The organism is Nocardioides sp. LHD-245 (assembly GCF_030929495.1).
Classification (GTDB): domain Bacteria; phylum Actinomycetota; class Actinomycetes; order Propionibacteriales; family Nocardioidaceae; genus Nocardioides.
This window is the reverse complement of record NZ_JAVFWN010000007.1, coordinates 121,510-140,376: the sequence shown is the minus strand read 5'-3', so window position 1 is coordinate 140,376 and position 18,867 is coordinate 121,510. Positions and strand designations below refer to the sequence as shown.

Sequence of the window (18,867 nt, the reverse complement as noted above, 5' to 3'; positions counted from 1 at the left end):
TCAGGATCCTTCGGGGTAGTCGATGCGGATGGAGGAGATCTCGACGCGGCCGTCCGGGAGGTGGGCTTCGTCGATGGCGTAGTCGATCTCCGGGCGGAGACGGTGGATGTCGTCGGTCGGCTCCCGTGGGACGACGGTAAGCGGGTAGAGCACGAGGATCAGGTCGAGGTTGACGTCGGCGAGGACGTCCTCGATCGGGGCGTAGCCGTAGTCGGCGATGTCGTGGCGGGTGCCGAGGCAGCGCCATCGCGCCGGGTCGGGGTCGAGCTGCACCGTCTGCTCCGCCCAGTCCGCCGCGACGCCGATCGGCTGGTCGACGAGCACCCAGTTGGCGACCACGCCGTCGATCTCGCTCTGCACGAGCACGACCAGCTCGGCTCCGCGCAGCCGGAGGTGGCCGCGCAGCCGGACACTGAGACGGGCACCGCGCAGGTCGGTGGAGTGCCGTCCCTCGATGAACCGGTTGGGGCGCGCGAAGTCGGGGACGAAGCGGTCGTCGGTGTGCAGGTATGTGAGAAGCGCGAGGTACCCGCCACCGGGCGGGGCATGGTACGCATCGACACCCCAGGGACCCTCGATGACGAGGACCCCGTCCTCGACAGCGAGGGGGACGTGCTCACCCTGGCGGCGCCAACCGCCCCAGCCACCGACGCCGGATGAGAAATCCTCGACATAGCTCGGCCTCACGGTGCGCCACCGCCCGCGGGCAGCTGGTTGCCGGCGAAGTACGCCGCCAGGTCGGCGGCCACCGGAGGCACATCCTGCGGGGCACCGTCGGCGCGGACCGACCAGGTCCCGCAGACCCCGGCCGCCACGGCGTCACGCGCCTCGACCGGCGTGGTCGAGATCGGGCCGTCGTCGCGGACGAAGGAGAGGAACTCCGGGATGATCGAGGCGTCGGCGCCGCCGTGGGCGCCCTCCCCACCGAAGCCAACCTCGCGGTCGCCCCGCTCCTCGTAGTCACGACGCCGGTTCCAGAGCCGGACGACGCCGTTCTCGTCACCGAAGTTCTCCAGGCGGCCCTCGGTGCCGATCACGGTGTAGTTGCGCCAGTAGTCAGGTGTGTAGTGGCACTGCTCGTAAGTCGCATAGACCCCGTTGTCGAGCCGCATGGTGAGCATCGAGAGGTCCTCGACGTCGACGACCGGACTCAGGTCGCGGATCGCGAGCGGCGGCCAGTTGTCATAGGAGAACCAGTCGGTGCGCACCCGCTCGGAGTTGTCGGCACGGCTGTCGACGTCCCCGTAGAGAGTCAGACCGCCCATCCCCGTGACCCGGCGGGTGGTCGCACCAGCCAGCCAGTGGATCACGTCGATGTCGTGGACGCCCTTCTGCAGCAGCAGGCCGGTCGTGTTGCGGCGATCCGAGCACCAGTTCTTGAAGTAGTAGTCGCCGCCGTGGCTGACGAAGTGCCGACACCAGATCGCCTTGACGTCACCGATCGCACCGTCCTGGATGAGCTCGCGCATCCGGAGCACGACCGGCATGTGGCGCATGTTGTGGCCGACGTACAGCTTGGTGCCGGTCTCCCGCGCCGACGCGAGGATCGCGTCGCAGTCCTCGATCGTCGTCGCCATCGGCTTGTCGAGGTAGACCGCGACGCCGGCCTCGAGGAAGTCGGTCGTCATCGTCCGGTGCAGGTGGTCCGGAGTCAGGACCAACACCGCGTCCAGGCCGAGCCCGAGAAGCTCCCGGTGGTCGGAGGCGAGGGCGATGCCGTCGCCGAAGACCTCCCGCGCGCGGGCGAAGGCGTCCGGCCGGACATCCGTCCCGGCGACCACCACGCTGCCCGCACCAGGGCGGTGCAGGTACGGCGCGAGCGTCGCCGTCCGGGTGCCCAGACCGAGGATTCCGATCCGCAGATCAGTCGACAAGAGGGGTCCTTTCGCTTGGTGCGTTCGTGGTCTCGGTGCCGCGCGTGCCGACCGGACGCAGGGGCAGCACCGACCCGAGGAGCGTTCGGGTGTATGGGTGCGACGGCGCGCCGAACACCTGGTCGGTGGGACCGGCCTCGACGACGCGGCCGCGTTCCATCACCATCACGCGCGCGGCGAGCCGCTCGACGACGGCCAGGTTGTGGGTGATGAAGAGCATGGCGAAGCCGAGCTCCTCCTGTAGGCCCATGAGGAGCGAGAGGATCTGCGCCTGGATCGAGACGTCGAGCGCGGAGGTCGGCTCGTCGCACACCAGAAGCTCCGGCGACAGCGCGAGCGCACGGGCAATCGCGACGCGCTGCTGTTGACCGCCGGACATGGCGTGCGGGTAGAGATCGGCGTGCCGCCTCGCGAGGCCGACCGTCTCGAGCAGCTCCTCGGCGCGGGCCCGCCGGATGCGCCGGTCGCCCTGGCGGGTGATGCGCAACGGCTCGGTGACGTTGTCCGCCACGCTGAGGTGCGGGAGCAGCGAGCCGAACGGGTTCTGGAAGACCATCTGCCAACTGGACCGGCGGCGGCGCAGCTCGCCGGGCGACCAGGCGAGGACGTCCTCGCCGCGGTAGTGGATCTGCCCGCTCGTGGGCTCGATCAGCCGGATCAGGAGGCGCGCCAACGTGGACTTGCCGCTCCCCGACTCACCGACGACGCCGAGGGTCTCCCCGGCGGCCAGCTCCAGGGAGACCGCGTCGACCGCGCGGGTGCCCCCACCTCGGCCGCCGAAGTCCTTGACCAGGTCGACCGCGCGCAGCAGCGGCTCCGGCTCACTCATGACTCGACCTCCAGCATCGGACCTCGCGCGCGTCGGCCAGCCGCACGAGGGGTTGGACCTCGGCACACCGCTCACCGTCGGCCGCGGTGCACCGCGGCTGGAACGCGCATCCGGCGGGACGGTCCGCCAGATCGGGCGGGTTGCCCCCGATCGGGCGCAGTGGTGAGTCGTCGCCCAGCTCCAGCGCGGAGCCGATCAGCCCACGGGTGTAGGGATGACGCGGGTCCTCGACCGCGTCGACGAGCCGAGCGGACTCCATCACCTGCCCCGAGTAGAGGACCGCGACGTCCTCGCACAGGTAGCGCGCCACGCCGAGGTCGTGGGTGACCATGATGATGGCGGTTCCCCGGTCCCGGAGATCGATGAGCAGGTCCAGGATCTGCTTCTGCACCGTGACGTCGACCGCAGTGGTCGGCTCGTCGGCGATGAGCAGACGCGGGTCGGCCACCATCGCCATCGCGATCATCGCGCGCTGACGCATGCCGCCGGAGAGCTGGAACGGGTACATCCGGATCCGGCGCTCGGGGTCCGGGATCCCCACATCGCCCAGGGCACGCACCGCGCGCACCTCGGCCTCCGCCCGCGTGCACGACCCGTGCCAGCGCAGGTGCTCGGTCAGCTGTCGCTTGAGCGGGATCGTCGGGTTGAGGGCCTGCATCGCGTTCTGGAAGACCATGCCGATCTGGCGCCCCCGGATCGCTCGGAAGGCGCGCGGCGCGAGGCCGATCAGCTCGGTGCCCCCGGGCACGTCACCCTCACCGCTCCAGCGGGCGCTGCCGCCGACGACGGCGTTGGCCGGGAGCAGACCCAGCAGGGCACGCATCGAGACGCTCTTCCCGCTGCCGGACTCGCCGACCAGGGCGAGCGATCCCCCGGGATCGATGCTCACCGACAGCTCCTGCACCGCACTCAGCTGCTCGTGCCCGCGAGTCCGGAACGCGACGCTCAGGCCACGGACGTCGAGGAGGGGCTGGTCGTTCCTCACCATCTCAGTCGTCCTTCGGATCGAACGCGTCCCGGATGCCGTCGCCCACCCAGGTGAAGGCGAGCATTCCGAGGGCGAACACGGTGAACGGCCACAGGATCAGGTTCGGCTGGACGAGCACGTACTTGTAGCCCTCCGTGATCATCGTCCCGAGCGACGCCTCGGGCGGCGCGACACCCAGCCCCAGGATTGCCAGGCCCGACTCCGCGAGCATCGCCGCGGGGATCCCGAAGCTCGTCGCCACCAGGATCGGGCCCAAGGAGTTCGGCAGCAGATAGCGCAGGATCAAGGTGCCGGCGCCGGCACCCATCGAGCGGCCCGCTTCGACGTACTCGAAGGTCTTCAGCTTGATCATCTGCGCGCGGACCAGGCGCGCCTGCGTGAGCCAGGAGCCGATCGCGATAGCCAGGATGATCGACCAGGTGCTACGCCCCAGGACAGTGGCGAGGATGACGGCGAACAGGTACGTCGGGAAGGCGTACATCACGTCCGTCGCCGCCATCAGCAGCTGATCGAGTCGTCCGCCGAAGTAGCCGGCCAGCACCCCGACGATCAGCGCGCAGAGCAACGCCAGCAGCTCGGCGGTGAGTGCGATGAACAACGCGGTCCGCAGCCCGAACAGCAGGCGCGAGAACACATCGCGCCCCAGCACGTCCGTACCGAGCAGGTTTCCGTCCGTGAACGGCCCGGTCAGCCTCTTGCCGAAGTCGGGCTGGTTGGGATCGAACGGCGCGATCACCTCCGCGAAGACGGCCAGCAAGGCCAACACGACGATGAACGCGAGGCTGACCAGCGCCAGTCGGTTGCGCTGGAAGCGACGCCATCGGCGTCCCCACTCGCTGACGCCGTCGAAGCCGACGGCACCGCTGTCGGTGCTGTGCTGCGCCGTCACGGCTTGACCTCCTCGAGGATGGCGCCGGTCGTGTCCTCGGAGCGGTGCGCCGGGTCCACCGATAGCCCCAGGCCGGAGCGGGTGCGCGGATCGAGCACCGCGTAGGACAGGTCGACCAACAGGTTCATGAGCATGAGCAGGAGCGCGAAGGTGAGCGTCGTGCCCATCAGTAGCGGCATGTCTCGCACCTGAGCCGCCTGGGTGAACAGTCCACCGATGCCCGGCACCCCGAAGATGGTCTCGATGAAGATGGTGCCGACCACCAAGCCGGCGAGGAGTGGGCCGGCCACCGTGACCAGCGGCATCAGGGCATTGCGCAGCACGTGACGGCGCATCACGACGCCCCAGCTGCCGCCCTTCGCGACGGCGGCGACGACGTACTCCTCCCGCAGCACCTCGAGCACACTCGACCGGACGTAGCGGGCCATGATGCCCGCCGGTGCGATCGCGAGTGCCAGGACCGGCAGCAGTGCGTACTTCGGGCCGGCCCAGCCGCCGGTCGGCAGCCAGTGGAGCCAGCTACAGAAGATCAGCACCAGCAGGATGCCGGCCAGGTAGGTCGGGAAGGCCGTGGCCGTGGTGACCACGAACATCGAGCCGTGGTCCCAGGCACTGTTGCGGCGAGTGGCCGCGAGGATCCCGATGGGGATCGCGACCACGAGCGCCAGCCCCATCGCGATCAGGGCCAGCGCCAGCGACACCGGGAGCTTGTCCGCGATCAGCGCGCCTACGGTCGATTCCGGGTACTTGTAGCTGTAGCCGAGGTCTCCGGTGATCGCCGGGCCCAGCCAGTTGCCGTACTGCTCCCAGACCGGGACGTCCTCGCCGTAGCGCTGCTGGACCTGGCTGGTCAGGTCGACGGTGCGGCCGCTGGCCAGCCCCGTGGAACCGGCCCCGGCCGCCTGGATGCCGCCGAAGCTGCCCGGAGCCAGCGAGAGAAGACCGAACGTCAGCATGGAGACGACGAGAAGGGACAGGACGAGACGGACCAGGCGTCTCAGGAGGAACACCACCAGTTGCACGCCGCACTCCTCCTAAGACTGCCTGGGTCCGTTGTCGTTCACGTCGAGCAACAGGGTCAACTGATCGAGACGCCCTTGAAGTAGAAGCCCTCGATGGTGGTCCGCACGTTCACACCCTCGACCGAGGGCTTGACCAGGAACGCCTGGGGCTCCTCCAGGATCGGGATCTGCTCGCCGAGAGACTCCCGCAGGGTCGCTGCCTCGACATAGAGGGCCGTCCGCTCGGCAGGGTCCACCGCCTCCCGCGCCCGCTCGACGAGCTCTGCGAACTGCCGCGCTCCGGCAGACGACTCGCTGTCCAGGATCTCGGCCAGCTTCCGGCTCTTGGCCGCACCGTCGAGTGCTTCGTCGGTCTGGATGCTCTCGTACCGCTTCCAGGCGCCGGCGGGAAGACTGAACTGCTTGGTCGTCTCCGGGCCCCAGAACGTGTAGAGCCAGTTGTTGAGCGTCGGGATCCCGCCGAACGAGTTGATGTAGTAGCCCATCTTGTCGTCGTCGAGGACATTCCAGCGCGTGTCGGCCCAGACGCCGATGTCGACGATGTTGACCTTCGCGTCGATGCCGATCGCCTTCCACATCTCGACGATGGCGTCACTGACCGGCCGTGGCCGGTGGTCGAAGATCTGGATCTCGGGCAGACCCTCCCCACCGGGGTAGCCGGCCTCGGCGAGGAGGTCGGCGGCCCGCTCGGGGTCGTAGACCGAGGTCGCCATCGACTCGGTCCATCCCTCGACCCGGCGCGGGACGAGCGAGCTGCTCGGCGTGGTGCCTACCTGGACCGAGGCGAGCTTCTCGCGGTCGATCGCCAGGCTGAGCGCCTGGCGCACGCGCTCGTCCTGGGCTGCGGGATGGGTGGAGTACTGGAGGTTCAAGAAGTCGATCGCGTAGCCGTCGGCCTGCTCGACCTCCTCCAGGAGCGCCTCGTCGTTGCTGATCAGGTCCAAGGTGACGAGCGTGACATCGACCTCGTCGTTCTGATAGGCGAGGATCGCCGCCTGGGGGTCCTGGATCACCCGGATGTCGATCTCGTCGAGGGTCACGTTGTCGCGGTCCCAGTAGTGCTCGTTCGGCACCAGGTCCATGCCGGTCGTCGGGTCCCAGGACTTCACGGTGTAGGCGCCGCTGCCCACCCAATTCTCGGCCTTCGTCCAGTCCTTGGGGTTCTTCTCGATCGCTGCCGTGTCGACGATGAGCATCGAGTTGTCGGTCATGCCGAGGAGGAAGTCCGGGTTCGGTGCGTCGAGTGTGATCTCGACGGAGGAGGCGTCGGGGGCGCTGATGCCCACCTGGCTCCAGTCGCTGACCTCGCCGGTCTGGAACTCCGTGGCGTTCTCGATGCCGAGCCCGACCTGGTAGGCGTTCGCGTTGGCTGTGTTACCGCCACCGGAGCCGGTCGGAGTCAGGAGACGCTGGAAGTTGGCGACGACGCTCTCCGCAGTGATCGGGTCGCCGTTGCTGAACATCGCGTCGTCGCGGATCGTGAAGAGATAGGTAAGGCCGTCCTCGGACTCGGTCCACTCCGACGCGATCGCCGGGACGACGTCGTCACCGGCGTCGTTCTGGGCCACGAGACCCTCGAGCAGGCCAGCGGGCACGACATAGCCGCCGTTGTTGATGAAGTGCGGGTCCAGCGAGTCGATCGGTGCGCCGACACCGACGGTCAGCACCTGGGCCCCGTCCTCCTTCTTGGGGTCGTCGGAGAAGGAGCAGCTCGTCAGGGCCAGGGTCGCGATGACCGCGAGCGCGCCGGCGGCGCGCACGGGGCCTCGGCCGGACCGTCGGATGAGTGACATCACAGGTGAACCTTTCCATCGTTCTCGGGAGGGATCTGGACGTGAGGCGTGGACCCGTTCGTCGAGACGTCGGGGGCCGACGGGTGAAGCTCCGAGAACTCGGCGAGCGTGCGCTCGTCGGGCGGGTAGTTCCCCCGAAGGGGCTGGCCGGACTGGATCCGGCCCAGGATGAACTCCTCGAGCTCCTCCTGCTGGACGGCGGCGTGCGAGACCTCCTCCGCGAGATGGCGAGGCACGACGACAACGCCCTCGGCGTCTCCGACGACCACGTCGCCGGGGTACACCGGCACACCGGCACAGCCGATGGGCACCTGGACATCGACCGCGTGATGGAGCACCAGGTTGACCGTGGCGGACACGCCGGCGCAGTAGACGGGGAGCTCCAGCCCGGCGATCGCCGGCGAGTCACGCACGGAGGCGTCCGTGACCATGGCGGCGACTCCGCGTGCCTGAAGGCGCGTCATCAAGATGTTGCCTCCCGAGGCGGCGCGGGCGTCCTGGCGGCAGTCCATGACGAGCACCTGACCGGGAGGCACCGCCTCGACCGCAGCACGCTGCGGATGCGCCGGATCGTCGAACACGTCGAGGACGTCGAGGTCCTCCCGCGCCGGGATGTAGCGCAACGTGTATGCCTCCCCGGCGAACGACGCGCTCTCCGGGTTCATCGGCCGCAGACCGAAGAGAAACATGTCCCGGAGGCCGCGCTTGAACAGCTGGGACTGGATGGTGGCGGTCGAGGCTCGCCGCAGCCGGGCGAAGACCGCCGGATCGAGTGCTGGTTCCACATCTCTCCCTCGTTGGCGTGAAGGGAAGGTAGCATGCTGCATGCAGCATGACAATGCTTTCAGAAGACAGCGGCGAATGCCATCGCATGTCATCCTCCATGCAGCATGTCCCGAGGGTTCCGATCGCTCTCCGACCAGAACGACAGGCCCTGACCGTCCGCCCTTTCCTCCCCGAGGAGTCGCACCATGACCGATCAGCCCGAGAAGACCATGCCCTCCACCTCCGGCGGGCCAGGGGGTGCCATCGAGAGGATCAACCTCAAATCCCAGGTCCTGGAGGTGCTGCGGACCGCGATCTTCAGTGGCGAGCTGGCGCCGGGTGTCGTGCACACCAACGGCGAGCTCGCCGCCCGCTACGGCGTGTCCCGGACGCCGGTGCGCGAGGCCGTCCTCGAGCTGGAGAGCAAGGGACTCGTCACGATCGCCCGCGGGGTCGGCTTCCGGATCGTCGCCCCGTCCGACGACGAGAGCCGCGAGTTGAACGAGATGCGCCAGGTCCTGGAGGGCTGGGCGATGAGCAGGATCGCCGGTGAGCTCTCCGACGAGGCGCTCGTCGAGGCGGAGGCCATGCTGGCGCGGGTGACCGCGGCCGCCGAGGCCGCCGACCTCACGGCGTACTGGGCGCAGGATCGGGCGTTCCACGACTTCCTCGTGCGCCAGGCCGGCAACGTCCGGCTGGCCACGCTGCTGAGCGACTACCGCGACTCCCAGCGGATCCCGGTGCTGGCCCGGATCGCCCGAGAGGGAAATCTCCCGGCCCGCAATGTCGACCACGTCCGCCTGCTCGACGCCATCCGCGCGGGAGAGAAGGAGGCCGCCGGGGACCTGATCCGCGCCCACATCGGACTCAACCTCGAGTCCGCCGGCGCCTGAGGGGTCCCCGCGGCGACGGACTCGTGCCCTTGCGTTCCCGGTTGCCCTGTGTAACATGCTGCATGCAACCTGCAGAGGAGGATCCGTGACCGCCGAGATCGGTGCTCATCAGCTCGACCAGATCGCCGCCCACGTCCGGCAGCCGTCGGACGCACTCGTCGAGGCGCTCGCCCGCACCGACGGGGACATCGCCGTCATCGGTGCCGCCGGCAAGATGGGGGTGAGCCTGACCCGCATGGCGGCAGCCGCCCTCGACCGGCTGCCCGGTGGACGCCGCGTCGTCGCGGTCTCCCGCTTCTCCGATCCCGACGCGCGGGCCGAGCTCGACGCCGCCGGCGTGCGGACCGTCGTGGCCGATGTCGCCGACCCGGGCAGCTTGCAAGCTCTTCCCGACGCGGCGAACGTGGTCTACCTGGTCGGACGCAAGTTCGGCACATCGTCCGACTCGTCGGCGACCTGGTTCACCAACACAGTCCTGCCGAGCGTGGTGCTCGATCGGTATCGCGGTGCCCGTGTGGTCGCCCTGTCCTCCGGCAACGTCTATCCGTTCTCGGCACCGGTGACCGGCGGCTGCGCCGAGGAGACGCCGTACGGACCGGTCGGGGACTACGCGCAGAGCTGTGTCGGGCGCGAACAGGTCATCGTCCACCGCAGCGTGACCCAGCAGACGCCGACGACCCTCGTCCGCCTCAACTACGCCGTCGACTGCCGCTACGGAGTCCTCACCGACATCGCCCGCGCGGTCCAGGCCGGCGAGGCGGTCGACCTCTCCCAGGGTGCGGTCAACGTCGTGTGGCAGGGCGACGCCAACCGCTACTGTCTCTCCGCACTCACGCTCGCCGACGTGCCTCCGGCGATCCTCAACGTGACCGGGCCGGAGACCGTCTCCGTGCGCTGGTTGGCCGAGGAACTCGGCCAACGGCTCGGCCGCTCGCCCGTGCTGACCGGTGAGGAAGCGCCCACCGCACTGCTGTCGAACGCGTCCCGGTGCCACGCTCTCTTCGGCTACCCCGACGTCCCGCTCGCGACCATGCTGGACTGGACGGTCGCCTGGCTGACCGGCGGCGGCGCCCTGCTCGACAAGCCGACCGGCTTCGGCACGCGCGACGGGCGGTTCTGAGGTGGACGCCGATCAAGCGCGGCGCCTGCGCACAGGCCTGGTCATCCCGGCGCACCCCCTGGCGCTGCGCGAGGACCGGACCCTCGATGTCGCTCGGCAGCGCGGCCTGACCCGCCACTACCTCGACGCGGGCGCCGGAGGCCTCGCCGTCGGCGTCCACACGACCCAGTTCGAGATCCGCGACCCCGGCGTCGAACTGTACGACGAAGTCCTGCGTCTCGCGGTCGAGGAGGTCCGGGCCTCGCAACGGACGGACCGCCCACTGATGGTCGCGGGCGTCCGGGGGCCCACACTCGCGGCACTCGTCGAGGCCAGGATTGCCGCCGATCTCGGCTACGACGCAGCGCTCGCCATCATGACCGGCTGGCGCGACGCGCCGGAGGCGACGATCCTCGCGGGCATCGAGGAGATCTCGGAGGTGCTCCCCGTCATCGGCTTCTACCTCCAGCCCACGCTGTCCGGGCGCCGGTTCGGCTACGGATTCTGGCGGCGACTCGCCGAGATCCCCGGCGTCGTCGCGATCAAGATCGCCCCGTTCGACCGGTACGCCACCCTCGATGTCGTGCGGGCCGTGGTCGATGCGGGCCGGGCGGGCGATGCCGAGGACTCCGTCGCGCTCTACACCGGGAACGACGACACGATCGTCGCCGACCTGCTCACGCCGTACCGATTCGGCGACACCACCGTGCACATCGTCGGCGGCCTGCTCGGGCAGTGGGCAGTGGGCACGGCGGCCGCCGTGCGCCTGCACCGGGAGATCAGGGCGCTGGTGACCGCGCAGCCCGACTCCCCCTTCCTCGAGCTCCTCGCCCGCGGCGCACGCCTGACCGACGTGAACTCGGCGGTCTTCGACGTGGCCCACCGGTTCGCGGGCAGCATTGCGGGCGTCAACGAGGTCCTGGTGCGCGAGGGCATCCTCGCCACCCACCGCTGCCTCGCCGACCACGAGGTCCTCTCCCCCGGCCAGTCGGCCGAGCTCGACCGGGTGCTCGCCGCGCACCACGACATCCTCGCCGAGGAACGGACCCGATGACCCTTGCCTCCCAGGGCGGCACCCCCGCCCGGATCCAGCCCCTACCCGACGTCAACGACGCCCGGGGACGCACCCTCGGCGAGGAGGAGATCGCCGCGGCGCGCCGGGTCATCGAGTCCGGCACGCTGTGGCGGGTCACGGGCCACGAGGCATCCCTTCTCGAGGGGGAGTTCGCCGAGCTAATCGGCAGCCGGCACTGCGTCGCCAGCACGTCGGGAACCGCTGCGCTCCACCTCGCCGTCGCTGCGCTCGGCCTCGAGCCGGGCGACGAGGTGATCGTCCCGCCGATCACCGACTTCGGCACTGTCATCGCCGTCCTCGCGTGCAACGCGGTCCCGATCTTCGCCGATGTCGACCCGGAGACGGGTTGCCTGACCGCGGCCTCCGTCGCGGCCCGGATCACCGCTCGCACGCGGGCGGTCATCGTCGTCCATCTCTTCGGAGGACCGGCCGACGTCGATGCCATCGTCAACACCTGCCGCCCGCGCGGGATCAGGGTCATCGAGGACTGCGCCCAGGCCTATCTGACCGTTCCGCCCGGCGGCAGCGGCTACGCCGGGACCCGTGGCGACATCGGCTGCTTCAGCCTGCAGCAGTCCAAGCACATCACCGCCGGTGACGGTGGCCTCACCGTCACCGAGGATGTCGACCTGGCCCGCCGCATGCGGCTCTTCGCCGACAAGGGCTGGCCGCGAGAGACGGGCGAGCGCACGCACCTCAGCTACGGCGTCAACTACCGCATGACGGACCTGACCGCGGCTGTCGCGCGCGAGCAGGTCCGCAAGCTGCACGGTGTCGTCGAGGCCCGCCGCGCGGTCGCGCGGGCCCTCTCCGCCTCGCTCGGCGGACTCCCCGGCCTCACCGTCGTCAAGGACCCGGCGATCGAGCGGCACAGCTTCTGGCTCTACCCGATGCTCCTCGACCAGGCCGTCGTCGGCATCGACCACCACCGCTTCGCCGCGGAGCTGACCGCCGAGGGCATCCCCGTGACAGCCGGCTACCTCGTGCGGCCCGTCCACCTGGTCCCGGCCCTGACCGAGCGCCGCATCTTCGGGAGCCACGGATTCCCCCTCACCAGTCCGCCCGCCGACCGCGACGTCCACTATGCCGCGGGCGACTGCCCGATCGCGGAGTCGATGGTCGGGGAGACGCTGCTGCCGCTGCCCTGCAACGAGCGGTTCGAACCGGGCGACGTCCGCGACCTGGTCCACGCGGTCGCGAAGATCCACGCCTGGGCGGCGACCGCATGACCGGACGGATGCCCCCCGGCTCCTCGCCGGCTGACACCGGAGCGGCCATCGGGCTGCTCGTCGACGGCACCGCGACGCGCTCGACGGACGAGCCGGGATGGCCCGCCTACGCCCCTGAGGTGCTCGCCCACCTCGGGCTGCACCATGATCTGGTCGACGACCGGTCCCGCCGCCGGCCCGTCGTGCTCCTCGCGGCAGGTCCCGGAGACCTGCCGCGCGACCTCACGACCGTGCTCGCCTGGGTCCGGCAGGGCACGGTGCTCGTCGCCTGCGGCGCCACCGAGGAGATCGCAGGCGCGCTCGGTATCGACTACGCCCCGGCGCCCGCCGCCGGTCGGGTCCGATTCATAGGGGCGCCGGAGGACCTGTCGTCGTTCGGCGGCGTGGCTCTTCGCGCAGCGCCCGAGCACGAGGTGCTGGCGACGTACGCCGACGGTTCGACCGCGATCGTGTCGACCTCGGTCGGCGAGGGCCGGGTCGAGCTGTGGGGCCTCGACCTGTGGCAGACGATCGTGCGGATCCAGCAGGGGTGGCCGGTCGACCGGCCGGGCACGGCAGCACCCGACGGCAGCGTGCCGAAGCGGGACACCATCCTGCGTGCCGACGACGGGCTCGCGCTCGGCTACGACCGACGTACCCTGCCGGCGGGCCACGAGGCGCTGGAGCAGTACGAGCACGTGTACCCGCCGTCGCGGCCCAGTCCCATCTTCGCCCGACCCGAGGCCGACCTGTGGCGCGCCGAGCTGCTCCGCGCGCTCGATCGAGCCCGGGCCACGGGCACGCTCGGCTACGCCTGGCTCGACTACTGGCCCGACGGAGCCCCCGGGGTTGCGCACATGTCGCACGACTCGGACCGCAATGTGGACAGCCAGGCGCAGGCGGCGCTCGACGCCTTCGCCGAGGCCGGGGTCGCCGTCACGTGGTGCCACTGCCACCCCGGCGGCTACACCGCGGAGACGGTCGCCGCGATCGCGGCGGCGGGGCACGAGCAGGCCTTCCACTACAACGCGATCGAGGACACCGATCACGACCGGTGGGGCAAAGAATTTGCGGCGTACCAGCTCGCTTGGACGCGTGAGCTCACGGACACGACGATCTCGACGAACAAGAACCACTACACCCGCTGGGAGGGGTGGACCGAGCTGTACGAGTGGTGCGACGAGCTCGGCATCCTGGTCGACCAGTCCCGTGGCGGTTCCAAGCAGGGCACCGTCGGCTTCCCCTTCGGGTCCGCACACCTGTGGCGGCCCCTGCTCCCTGCCCCCGGCACCAGTCGGCTGGGCGAGGTCCTGCAGCTTCCGCTGCACACACAGGACCTCGTGTTCTTCGCGCACGAGAGTGTCCGCGACCCGATCATCGACGGCGCTCTCGCTGTCCACGGCGTGGCGCACTTCCTGTTCCACGGCTCCAACATGGAGGACCACCCGGAGGTGGCGCGGGCTGTGGTGCGGACCGCCGATGCCGCCCGCGAGCGCGGACTCCCGTGGTGGACCGCCTCCGAGATCGGCGCCTGGGAGCGAGCTCGCCGCTCAGTCCGGATCGCCACGCACCCGGTCGGCGACCAGGTCGCGTTGATGCTCACCACACCGACCGTAGTCCGCGGCCTGACCGTCCTGCTGCCCGCCGACCACGGGGCTCCCCCACCCCGGGTCACCCACCCCTTTTCGGCGACGGCCCTGCCCGTCGCCAGCGTCGCCCGGCACGGCCTCCGGCACTGGGCGGTCCCCTGTGACCTGCCGGCCGGCACCACCACGCTCCACGTCGAGACGAGGGACCCCGCATGAAAGCACTCGTGTTCACCGCCGCCGGACAAGTCGACTACCGCGAGGTTCCCGAGCCCGTCGCCGGCCCGGGTGAGGTGCTGGTCGACGTCAGGGTCGCCGGTGTCTGCGGCAGTGACGTGCACGGCGTGCACTCCCCCGGTTTCCGGGTGCCGCCGCTCGTCCTCGGGCACGAGCTCGCCGGCGAGGTCGGCAGCCGGCGGGTCGCGGTCAACCCGCTGCTGACCTGCGGCCGCTGCGCGGCCTGCGGCACGGGCTCGTCCTTCCTGTGCGCCGAGCGAGCGCTGATCGGGGTTCACCGCCCGGGTGGGCTCGCGCCGCGCATCGCCGTTCCGGCGGACAGCCTGGTCGACCTCGGGGCCGGCACGTCCTGGCGGGCCGCCAGCGCCGTCGAACCCACCGCGAACGTCGTCCACGCGCTCCGGATCGCCGGGTCCGACCTGTCTCCCCGGGCCCGGGTCGCCGTCCTCGGTGCCGGTGCCATCGGCCTGCTCACCCTCCAACTCCTGCGCCGCCGTGGCGTGGAGGACGTCACCGTCGTCGACCTCGCCGAAACGCGGCGGCGAGAGGCGGTCCGGCTCGGCGCCCGGGCCACCGACCTCCAGGGCACCTACGACGTCACGATCGACGCAGCCGGTACGGCGGCCACCCGCTCGGGCGCCCTGAGCCACCTGCGGCCCGGCGGGCTGTCCGTCTGGATTGGGCTGGCCAGTGCCGAAGCGGGCTTCGACGCGACCGACCTGGTCCGGCAGGGCAAGCGGGTGTCCGGCTGCTTCGCCTACAGCCGGGAGGACTTTCGGGCCGCGGTCGCCGAAGTGGACCATCTCGACCTGACCTGGGTCGACCTGCTGCCGATGACGGACTGCGCCGAGGAGTTCCGCGAGCTGCTGGCCGGCCGTAGCTCCCGCCTCAAGGCGGTTTTCCGGACCGACAGTGTGCCGGAGGACGGAGATGCATGAGCTCGCGGGGCGTACCGCACTGGTGACGGGCGGCGGGTCCGGGATCGGCGCCCGGATCGCCGCGTTGTTGGCGACCCAGGGGGCACGTGTCGCTGTCGCCGATCTGGACGCCACGGCAGCCGAGCGGATCGCGACCGGCCTGCCCGGCCCGGCCGGGACCCATCTGGGGATCCGGGCCGACGTGGCCGCGGAGGACGACGTGGTCGCGATGGTCCAGGCCCTCCACGAAGCAGACATGCGGCCCGACCTCCTGATCAACAACGCGGCGACCTGCTCCGATCTCGCCTACGAGGAGCTCCCGCTCACCACCTGGCGGCGCGACCTCGACGTCTCCCTCACCGGAGCTTTCCTGACGACCCGGCACCTGTCTGCCGACCTGCGTCGTTCGGGGGGAAGCGTCGTCAACATCGCCTCGGTCAACGCCGTTCGATCGTTCGGCAACGAGGCCTACAGCGCGGCGAAGGCTGGGTTGGTGTCCCTCACCCAGGGCCTGGCGGTGCGCTGGGCATCCTCTCGGGTCCGGGTCAACGCCGTGCTCCCGGGCACGATCCGAACGCCCATCTGGGACGAACGCCTGAGCCGCGACCCCGACGTCCTCGTTCGGGCCGCCCGGATGTATCCGCTCGGTCGGATCGGCGAGCCCGAGGACGTCGCGCAGGCCGTAGCCTTCCTCGTCTCGGACCGGGCCGCGTGGATCACCGGCGTCGCGCTGCCCGTCGACGGTGGTCTGCTCGCCGTCGGCTCGACCGCCTTCGCTAGCGACATCGAGGAGATCCGATGACCGATGTCGTCGTCGGGTTCGACCCCCGGACGGGCCGGCCACGGGCGCGGGTCCCCGTGACCGGCATCGCCGAGACCGAACGCCTGCTCGACGCGGCGGCCGGCGCCGCGGACGCCTGGGCGAGCACCCCACGGTCCGATCGGGCCGCTCTGCTCCGGCGAGTCGCGGACGGCCTGGAGCGCGACGCGGCGCGGATCGTGTCCACCGCTGACGCCGAGACCGCCCTCGGCACCCCAAGGCTCGAGGGCGAGCTCGGCCGCACGACCGGCCAGCTCCGGATGTTCGCGTCGGACATCGAGTCCGGGCACCACCTGCAGGTGCTCCTCACCCCGGCGGACCCGGAGGCCGGGGTGCCCGATCTGCGGCGGATGCGCATCCCGCGTGGCCCGGTCGTGGTGTTCGCGGCGAGCAACTTCCCGCTCGCCTTCTCCGTCGCGGGAGGGGACACCGCCTCCGCCCTCGCTGCCGGCTGCCCGGTGGTCGTCAAGGCACATGAGAATCACCCCCGCACCTCCGAGCTGGTGGCCGCGGTCCTCACCAGCGTGCTGCCTGACGGCGTGTTCGGGGTGTGCCACGGTCGTCAAGCCGGACTTCGGGCGGTGGCCCACCCCGCTGCGACGGCGGTTGGCTTCACCGGCTCGCTCGCCGGCGGCCTCGCGCTGGCCGAGGAGTGCCGCCGCCGGCCCGTCCCGATCCCGTTCTTCGGCGAGCTCGCCAGCCTCAACCCCGTCGTGGTGATGCCTGACGTGGCAGCCGCCGACGGCGAGCGGGTGGCGCGCGAGTTCGTGGCCTCGATGACTCTCGGCAACGGCCAGTTCTGTACGAAACCGGGTCTGCTGTTCGTCCCGGACGACGGACTGATGCCTCGCCTGGTCGCCACCGCGGTTCGCCGGGCGGTGACGGGCCCCTTGCTGACGCCCGGCATCCGGGAGAGCTACGTCGGCCACGAGGGTCACCGACGGCTGACCCTCCTCGCAACAGGAACGGGAGACCCGGAGATACCGATGGCGGTCGCCCCGGAGCTCCGGCTGGTCCGGTCGGAGGACTTCGATCTGTCGCTGGCACACCTGTCCGCCGAGCGGTTCGGGCCGGCCGCGGTCGTGGCGACGTACACCTCGCAACAGGACCTTCTCGACAAGCTGGCTCGCCTCCCCGGCTCCCTCACCGCCGCGGTGCACAGCATCGCCACCGGTTCCGAGGTGCGCAGCGTCGCGGCGGTCCTCCAGCGGCGTGCGGGCCGCCTGATCCTCAACGGTTGGCCGACCGGCGTCGCCGTCCGCCTCGCACAGCATCACGGCGGCCCGTTTCCCGCAACGACGGACGCCGCGGCGACCTCGGTGGGCAGCGCCGCGATCGACCGGTGGCTGGTCCCCATGGCGTTCCAGGGGTGGCCCGAGGAGCTCCTGCCTCCCGAGCTGCAGCACGCGAACCCGATGAGGGTGCCACGTCGGGTCGAGCCTACGGTGCCCTCGTGACGCAGCCACCGGACTCCAGCACGCTCCACGCCCTGCTGGCGGACCTCCCTGCCGAGATCGTGACCACGGATCGGGACCGCGTCCTGGGGTTCGTCAGGGACGAGTCGCGGTTCACCGCACACGACTCACCGCTCGCGGTCGTGACGCCGCGCTCGACCGCGGAGGTCGCGCAGGTCCTGCGGGCCGCTCACCGACATGGGATCGGTGTGGTGACGCGAGGGGCCGGATCCGGCCTCAGCGGTGGTGCCAATGCCGTGGCCGGATGCGTGGTCCTGAGCACCCATCGCCTCGACCGCATCCTGGAGATCGACACGGCCGAGCGAGTCCTGGTCACCCAGCCCGGGGTGGTGACCTCGGATGTGCGCGCCGCCGCGGCAGCCGAGGGACTCTTCTATCCACCAGACCCCGGGAGCGTGGCCTTCTCCACGATCGGCGGCAACGTGGCCACCAACGCAGGCGGCATGTGCTGCGTGAAGTACGGCGTAACCGGTGACTATGTCCTCGGGCTGGAGGCCGTGCTGGCCGACGGCCGCATCCTGCGGACCGGGCGGCGGACCGCGAAGGGGGTTGCCGGCTACGACCTGACCCGGTTGCTGGTCGGGTCCGAGGGCACGCTGGCGGTGATCACCGAGGTCACGCTGCGTCTGGTGCCGGCGCCGCGGGCACCACGGACCGTCCTGGCGACGTTCCCCGGTCTCCTGCAGGCCGGAGACGCGATCGCGACGATCGCGTCCGGCGCCGTGGTCCCGTCCGTCTTCGAGCTCCTCGACCGGGTCACGCTGCGCGCCATCGAGGAGATGGAGCCCTCGGGCTTCGACGACGAGATCGGCGCCGTCCTGATCCTCCAGAGCGACTCCGCAAGCGCGGCGGAGGACTCCGATCACCTGGCGCAGCTGTGCAGCGCCGCGGGCGCCGTCGACGTCGCGGTGAGCGAGGACGCACAGGAGGCCCATCTGCTGCTGCAGGCTCGTCGTCTGGCTCTGCCGGCGCTGCAGGCCCGGGGCGACTGGCTGCTGGACGACGTCTGCGTGCCCCGCAACCGGATCGTCGAGCTCCTCCGGAGGATCGAGGAGGTGGCCTCGGCCGAGCAGGTGACCATCGGCGTCTTCGGCCACGCCGGCGACGGGAACATGCACCCCACGGTGGTCTTCGACGAGGCGGACGAGACCGGCGCGGCGGCTGCCACCAGGGCGTTCGACCGGATCACCGGGGCCGCGCTGGAACTCGGTGGCACGGTGACCGGCGAACACGGCATCGGGCGGCTGAAGGCTGCGTGGCTCGGACGGGAGCTCGGAGACGTCGCGCGTGACGTCCATCGAGCGCTGAAGCACGCGTGGGATCCGACGGGAGTCCTCAATCCGGGCGTGATGGGCCTTGCGCCCAGGCCGGTACGGGACTGAAGGGCCGGGCGAGCA

17 protein-coding genes are annotated in these 18,867 nt (G+C 70.7%); 9 read left to right on the top strand and 8 right to left on the bottom strand.

The genetic code is table 11. From position 1 onward, the window contains the following. From RB608_RS12820 to RB608_RS12785, 8 genes are read right to left on the bottom strand one after another with little or no spacing between them, the layout of a single operon-like run. Positions 1 to 687 (bottom strand): hypothetical protein, encoded by a 687-nt coding sequence (locus tag RB608_RS12820; RefSeq protein ID WP_308088327.1) that lies wholly within the window; start codon positions 685 to 687, stop codon positions 1 to 3. Next, complete coding sequence (locus tag RB608_RS12815; protein ID WP_308088326.1) at positions 684 to 1,874, bottom strand: Gfo/Idh/MocA family oxidoreductase; 1,191 nt, start codon at positions 1,872 to 1,874, stop codon at positions 684 to 686. Before RB608_RS12815 ends, RB608_RS12820 begins: the two co-directional genes overlap by 4 nt. Then, positions 1,864 to 2,703 (bottom strand): ATP-binding cassette domain-containing protein, encoded by an 840-nt coding sequence (locus tag RB608_RS12810; RefSeq protein WP_308088325.1) that lies wholly within the window; start codon positions 2,701 to 2,703, stop codon positions 1,864 to 1,866. The genes RB608_RS12815 and RB608_RS12810 overlap by 11 nt, the downstream gene beginning before the upstream one ends. Beyond that, positions 2,696 to 3,691, bottom strand: a complete 996-nt coding sequence (locus RB608_RS12805) for an ABC transporter ATP-binding protein (protein WP_308088324.1) — start codon at positions 3,689 to 3,691, stop codon at positions 2,696 to 2,698. Before RB608_RS12805 ends, RB608_RS12810 begins: the two co-directional genes overlap by 8 nt. 1 nt (position 3,692) lies before the next feature. After that, positions 3,693 to 4,580 carry an ABC transporter permease gene (locus RB608_RS12800; protein ID WP_308088323.1) on the bottom strand — a complete coding sequence of 296 codons (888 nt, stop codon included), beginning with the start codon at positions 4,578 to 4,580 and terminating at the stop codon, positions 3,693 to 3,695. Continuing rightward, the gene (locus RB608_RS12795; RefSeq protein ID WP_308088322.1) at positions 4,577 to 5,602 is read right to left on the bottom strand and encodes an ABC transporter permease; all 1,026 of its coding nucleotides are present in this window, start codon (positions 5,600 to 5,602) and stop codon (positions 4,577 to 4,579) included. Before RB608_RS12795 ends, RB608_RS12800 begins: the two co-directional genes overlap by 4 nt. A 56-nt stretch (positions 5,603 to 5,658) precedes the next feature. After that, complete coding sequence (locus tag RB608_RS12790) at positions 5,659 to 7,395, bottom strand: peptide ABC transporter substrate-binding protein (RefSeq protein WP_308088321.1); 1,737 nt, start codon at positions 7,393 to 7,395, stop codon at positions 5,659 to 5,661. Beyond that, positions 7,395 to 8,180 carry a ribonuclease activity regulator RraA gene (locus RB608_RS12785; RefSeq protein WP_308088320.1) on the bottom strand — a complete coding sequence of 262 codons (786 nt, stop codon included), beginning with the start codon at positions 8,178 to 8,180 and terminating at the stop codon, positions 7,395 to 7,397. The genes RB608_RS12790 and RB608_RS12785 overlap by 1 nt, the downstream gene beginning before the upstream one ends. Before the next feature lie 186 nt (positions 8,181 to 8,366). Between RB608_RS12785 and RB608_RS12780 the strand changes: the two genes are divergently transcribed. From RB608_RS12780 to RB608_RS12740, 9 genes are all read left to right on the top strand, one after another. Then, complete coding sequence (locus RB608_RS12780; RefSeq protein WP_308088319.1) at positions 8,367 to 9,053, top strand: GntR family transcriptional regulator; 687 nt, start codon at positions 8,367 to 8,369, stop codon at positions 9,051 to 9,053. A gap of 85 nt (positions 9,054 to 9,138) precedes the next feature. Then, entirely contained in the window at positions 9,139 to 10,173 is a 1,035-nt protein-coding gene (locus tag RB608_RS12775) for an NAD(P)-dependent oxidoreductase (RefSeq protein WP_308088318.1), read from the top strand. A gap of 1 nt (position 10,174) precedes the next feature. Then, a complete protein-coding gene (locus RB608_RS12770) occupies positions 10,175 to 11,206 on the top strand; it encodes a dihydrodipicolinate synthase family protein (RefSeq protein WP_308088317.1) in 1,032 nt (343 codons plus the stop codon). Further along, positions 11,203 to 12,456 carry a DegT/DnrJ/EryC1/StrS family aminotransferase gene (locus tag RB608_RS12765; protein WP_308088316.1) on the top strand — a complete coding sequence of 418 codons (1,254 nt, stop codon included), beginning with the start codon at positions 11,203 to 11,205 and terminating at the stop codon, positions 12,454 to 12,456. The genes RB608_RS12770 and RB608_RS12765 overlap by 4 nt, the downstream gene beginning before the upstream one ends. Beyond that, positions 12,453 to 14,240, top strand: a complete 1,788-nt coding sequence (locus tag RB608_RS12760; RefSeq protein WP_308088315.1) for a hypothetical protein — start codon at positions 12,453 to 12,455, stop codon at positions 14,238 to 14,240. The genes RB608_RS12765 and RB608_RS12760 overlap by 4 nt, the downstream gene beginning before the upstream one ends. Continuing rightward, on the top strand, positions 14,237 to 15,196 hold the full coding sequence (locus RB608_RS12755) for an alcohol dehydrogenase catalytic domain-containing protein (RefSeq protein WP_308088314.1): 960 nt from the start codon (positions 14,237 to 14,239) through the stop codon (positions 15,194 to 15,196). Before RB608_RS12760 ends, RB608_RS12755 begins: the two co-directional genes overlap by 4 nt. After that, positions 15,189 to 15,977 (top strand): SDR family NAD(P)-dependent oxidoreductase, encoded by a 789-nt coding sequence (locus RB608_RS12750; RefSeq protein WP_308088313.1) that lies wholly within the window; start codon positions 15,189 to 15,191, stop codon positions 15,975 to 15,977. Before RB608_RS12755 ends, RB608_RS12750 begins: the two co-directional genes overlap by 8 nt. Then, positions 15,974 to 17,452 (top strand): aldehyde dehydrogenase family protein, encoded by a 1,479-nt coding sequence (locus RB608_RS12745; protein ID WP_308088312.1) that lies wholly within the window; start codon positions 15,974 to 15,976, stop codon positions 17,450 to 17,452. Before RB608_RS12750 ends, RB608_RS12745 begins: the two co-directional genes overlap by 4 nt. Next, positions 17,449 to 18,852, top strand: coding sequence for an FAD-linked oxidase C-terminal domain-containing protein (locus tag RB608_RS12740; protein WP_308088311.1), 1,404 nt, complete (start codon positions 17,449 to 17,451; stop codon positions 18,850 to 18,852). The genes RB608_RS12745 and RB608_RS12740 overlap by 4 nt, the downstream gene beginning before the upstream one ends. Positions 18,853 to 18,867: the final 15 nt, after the last annotated feature.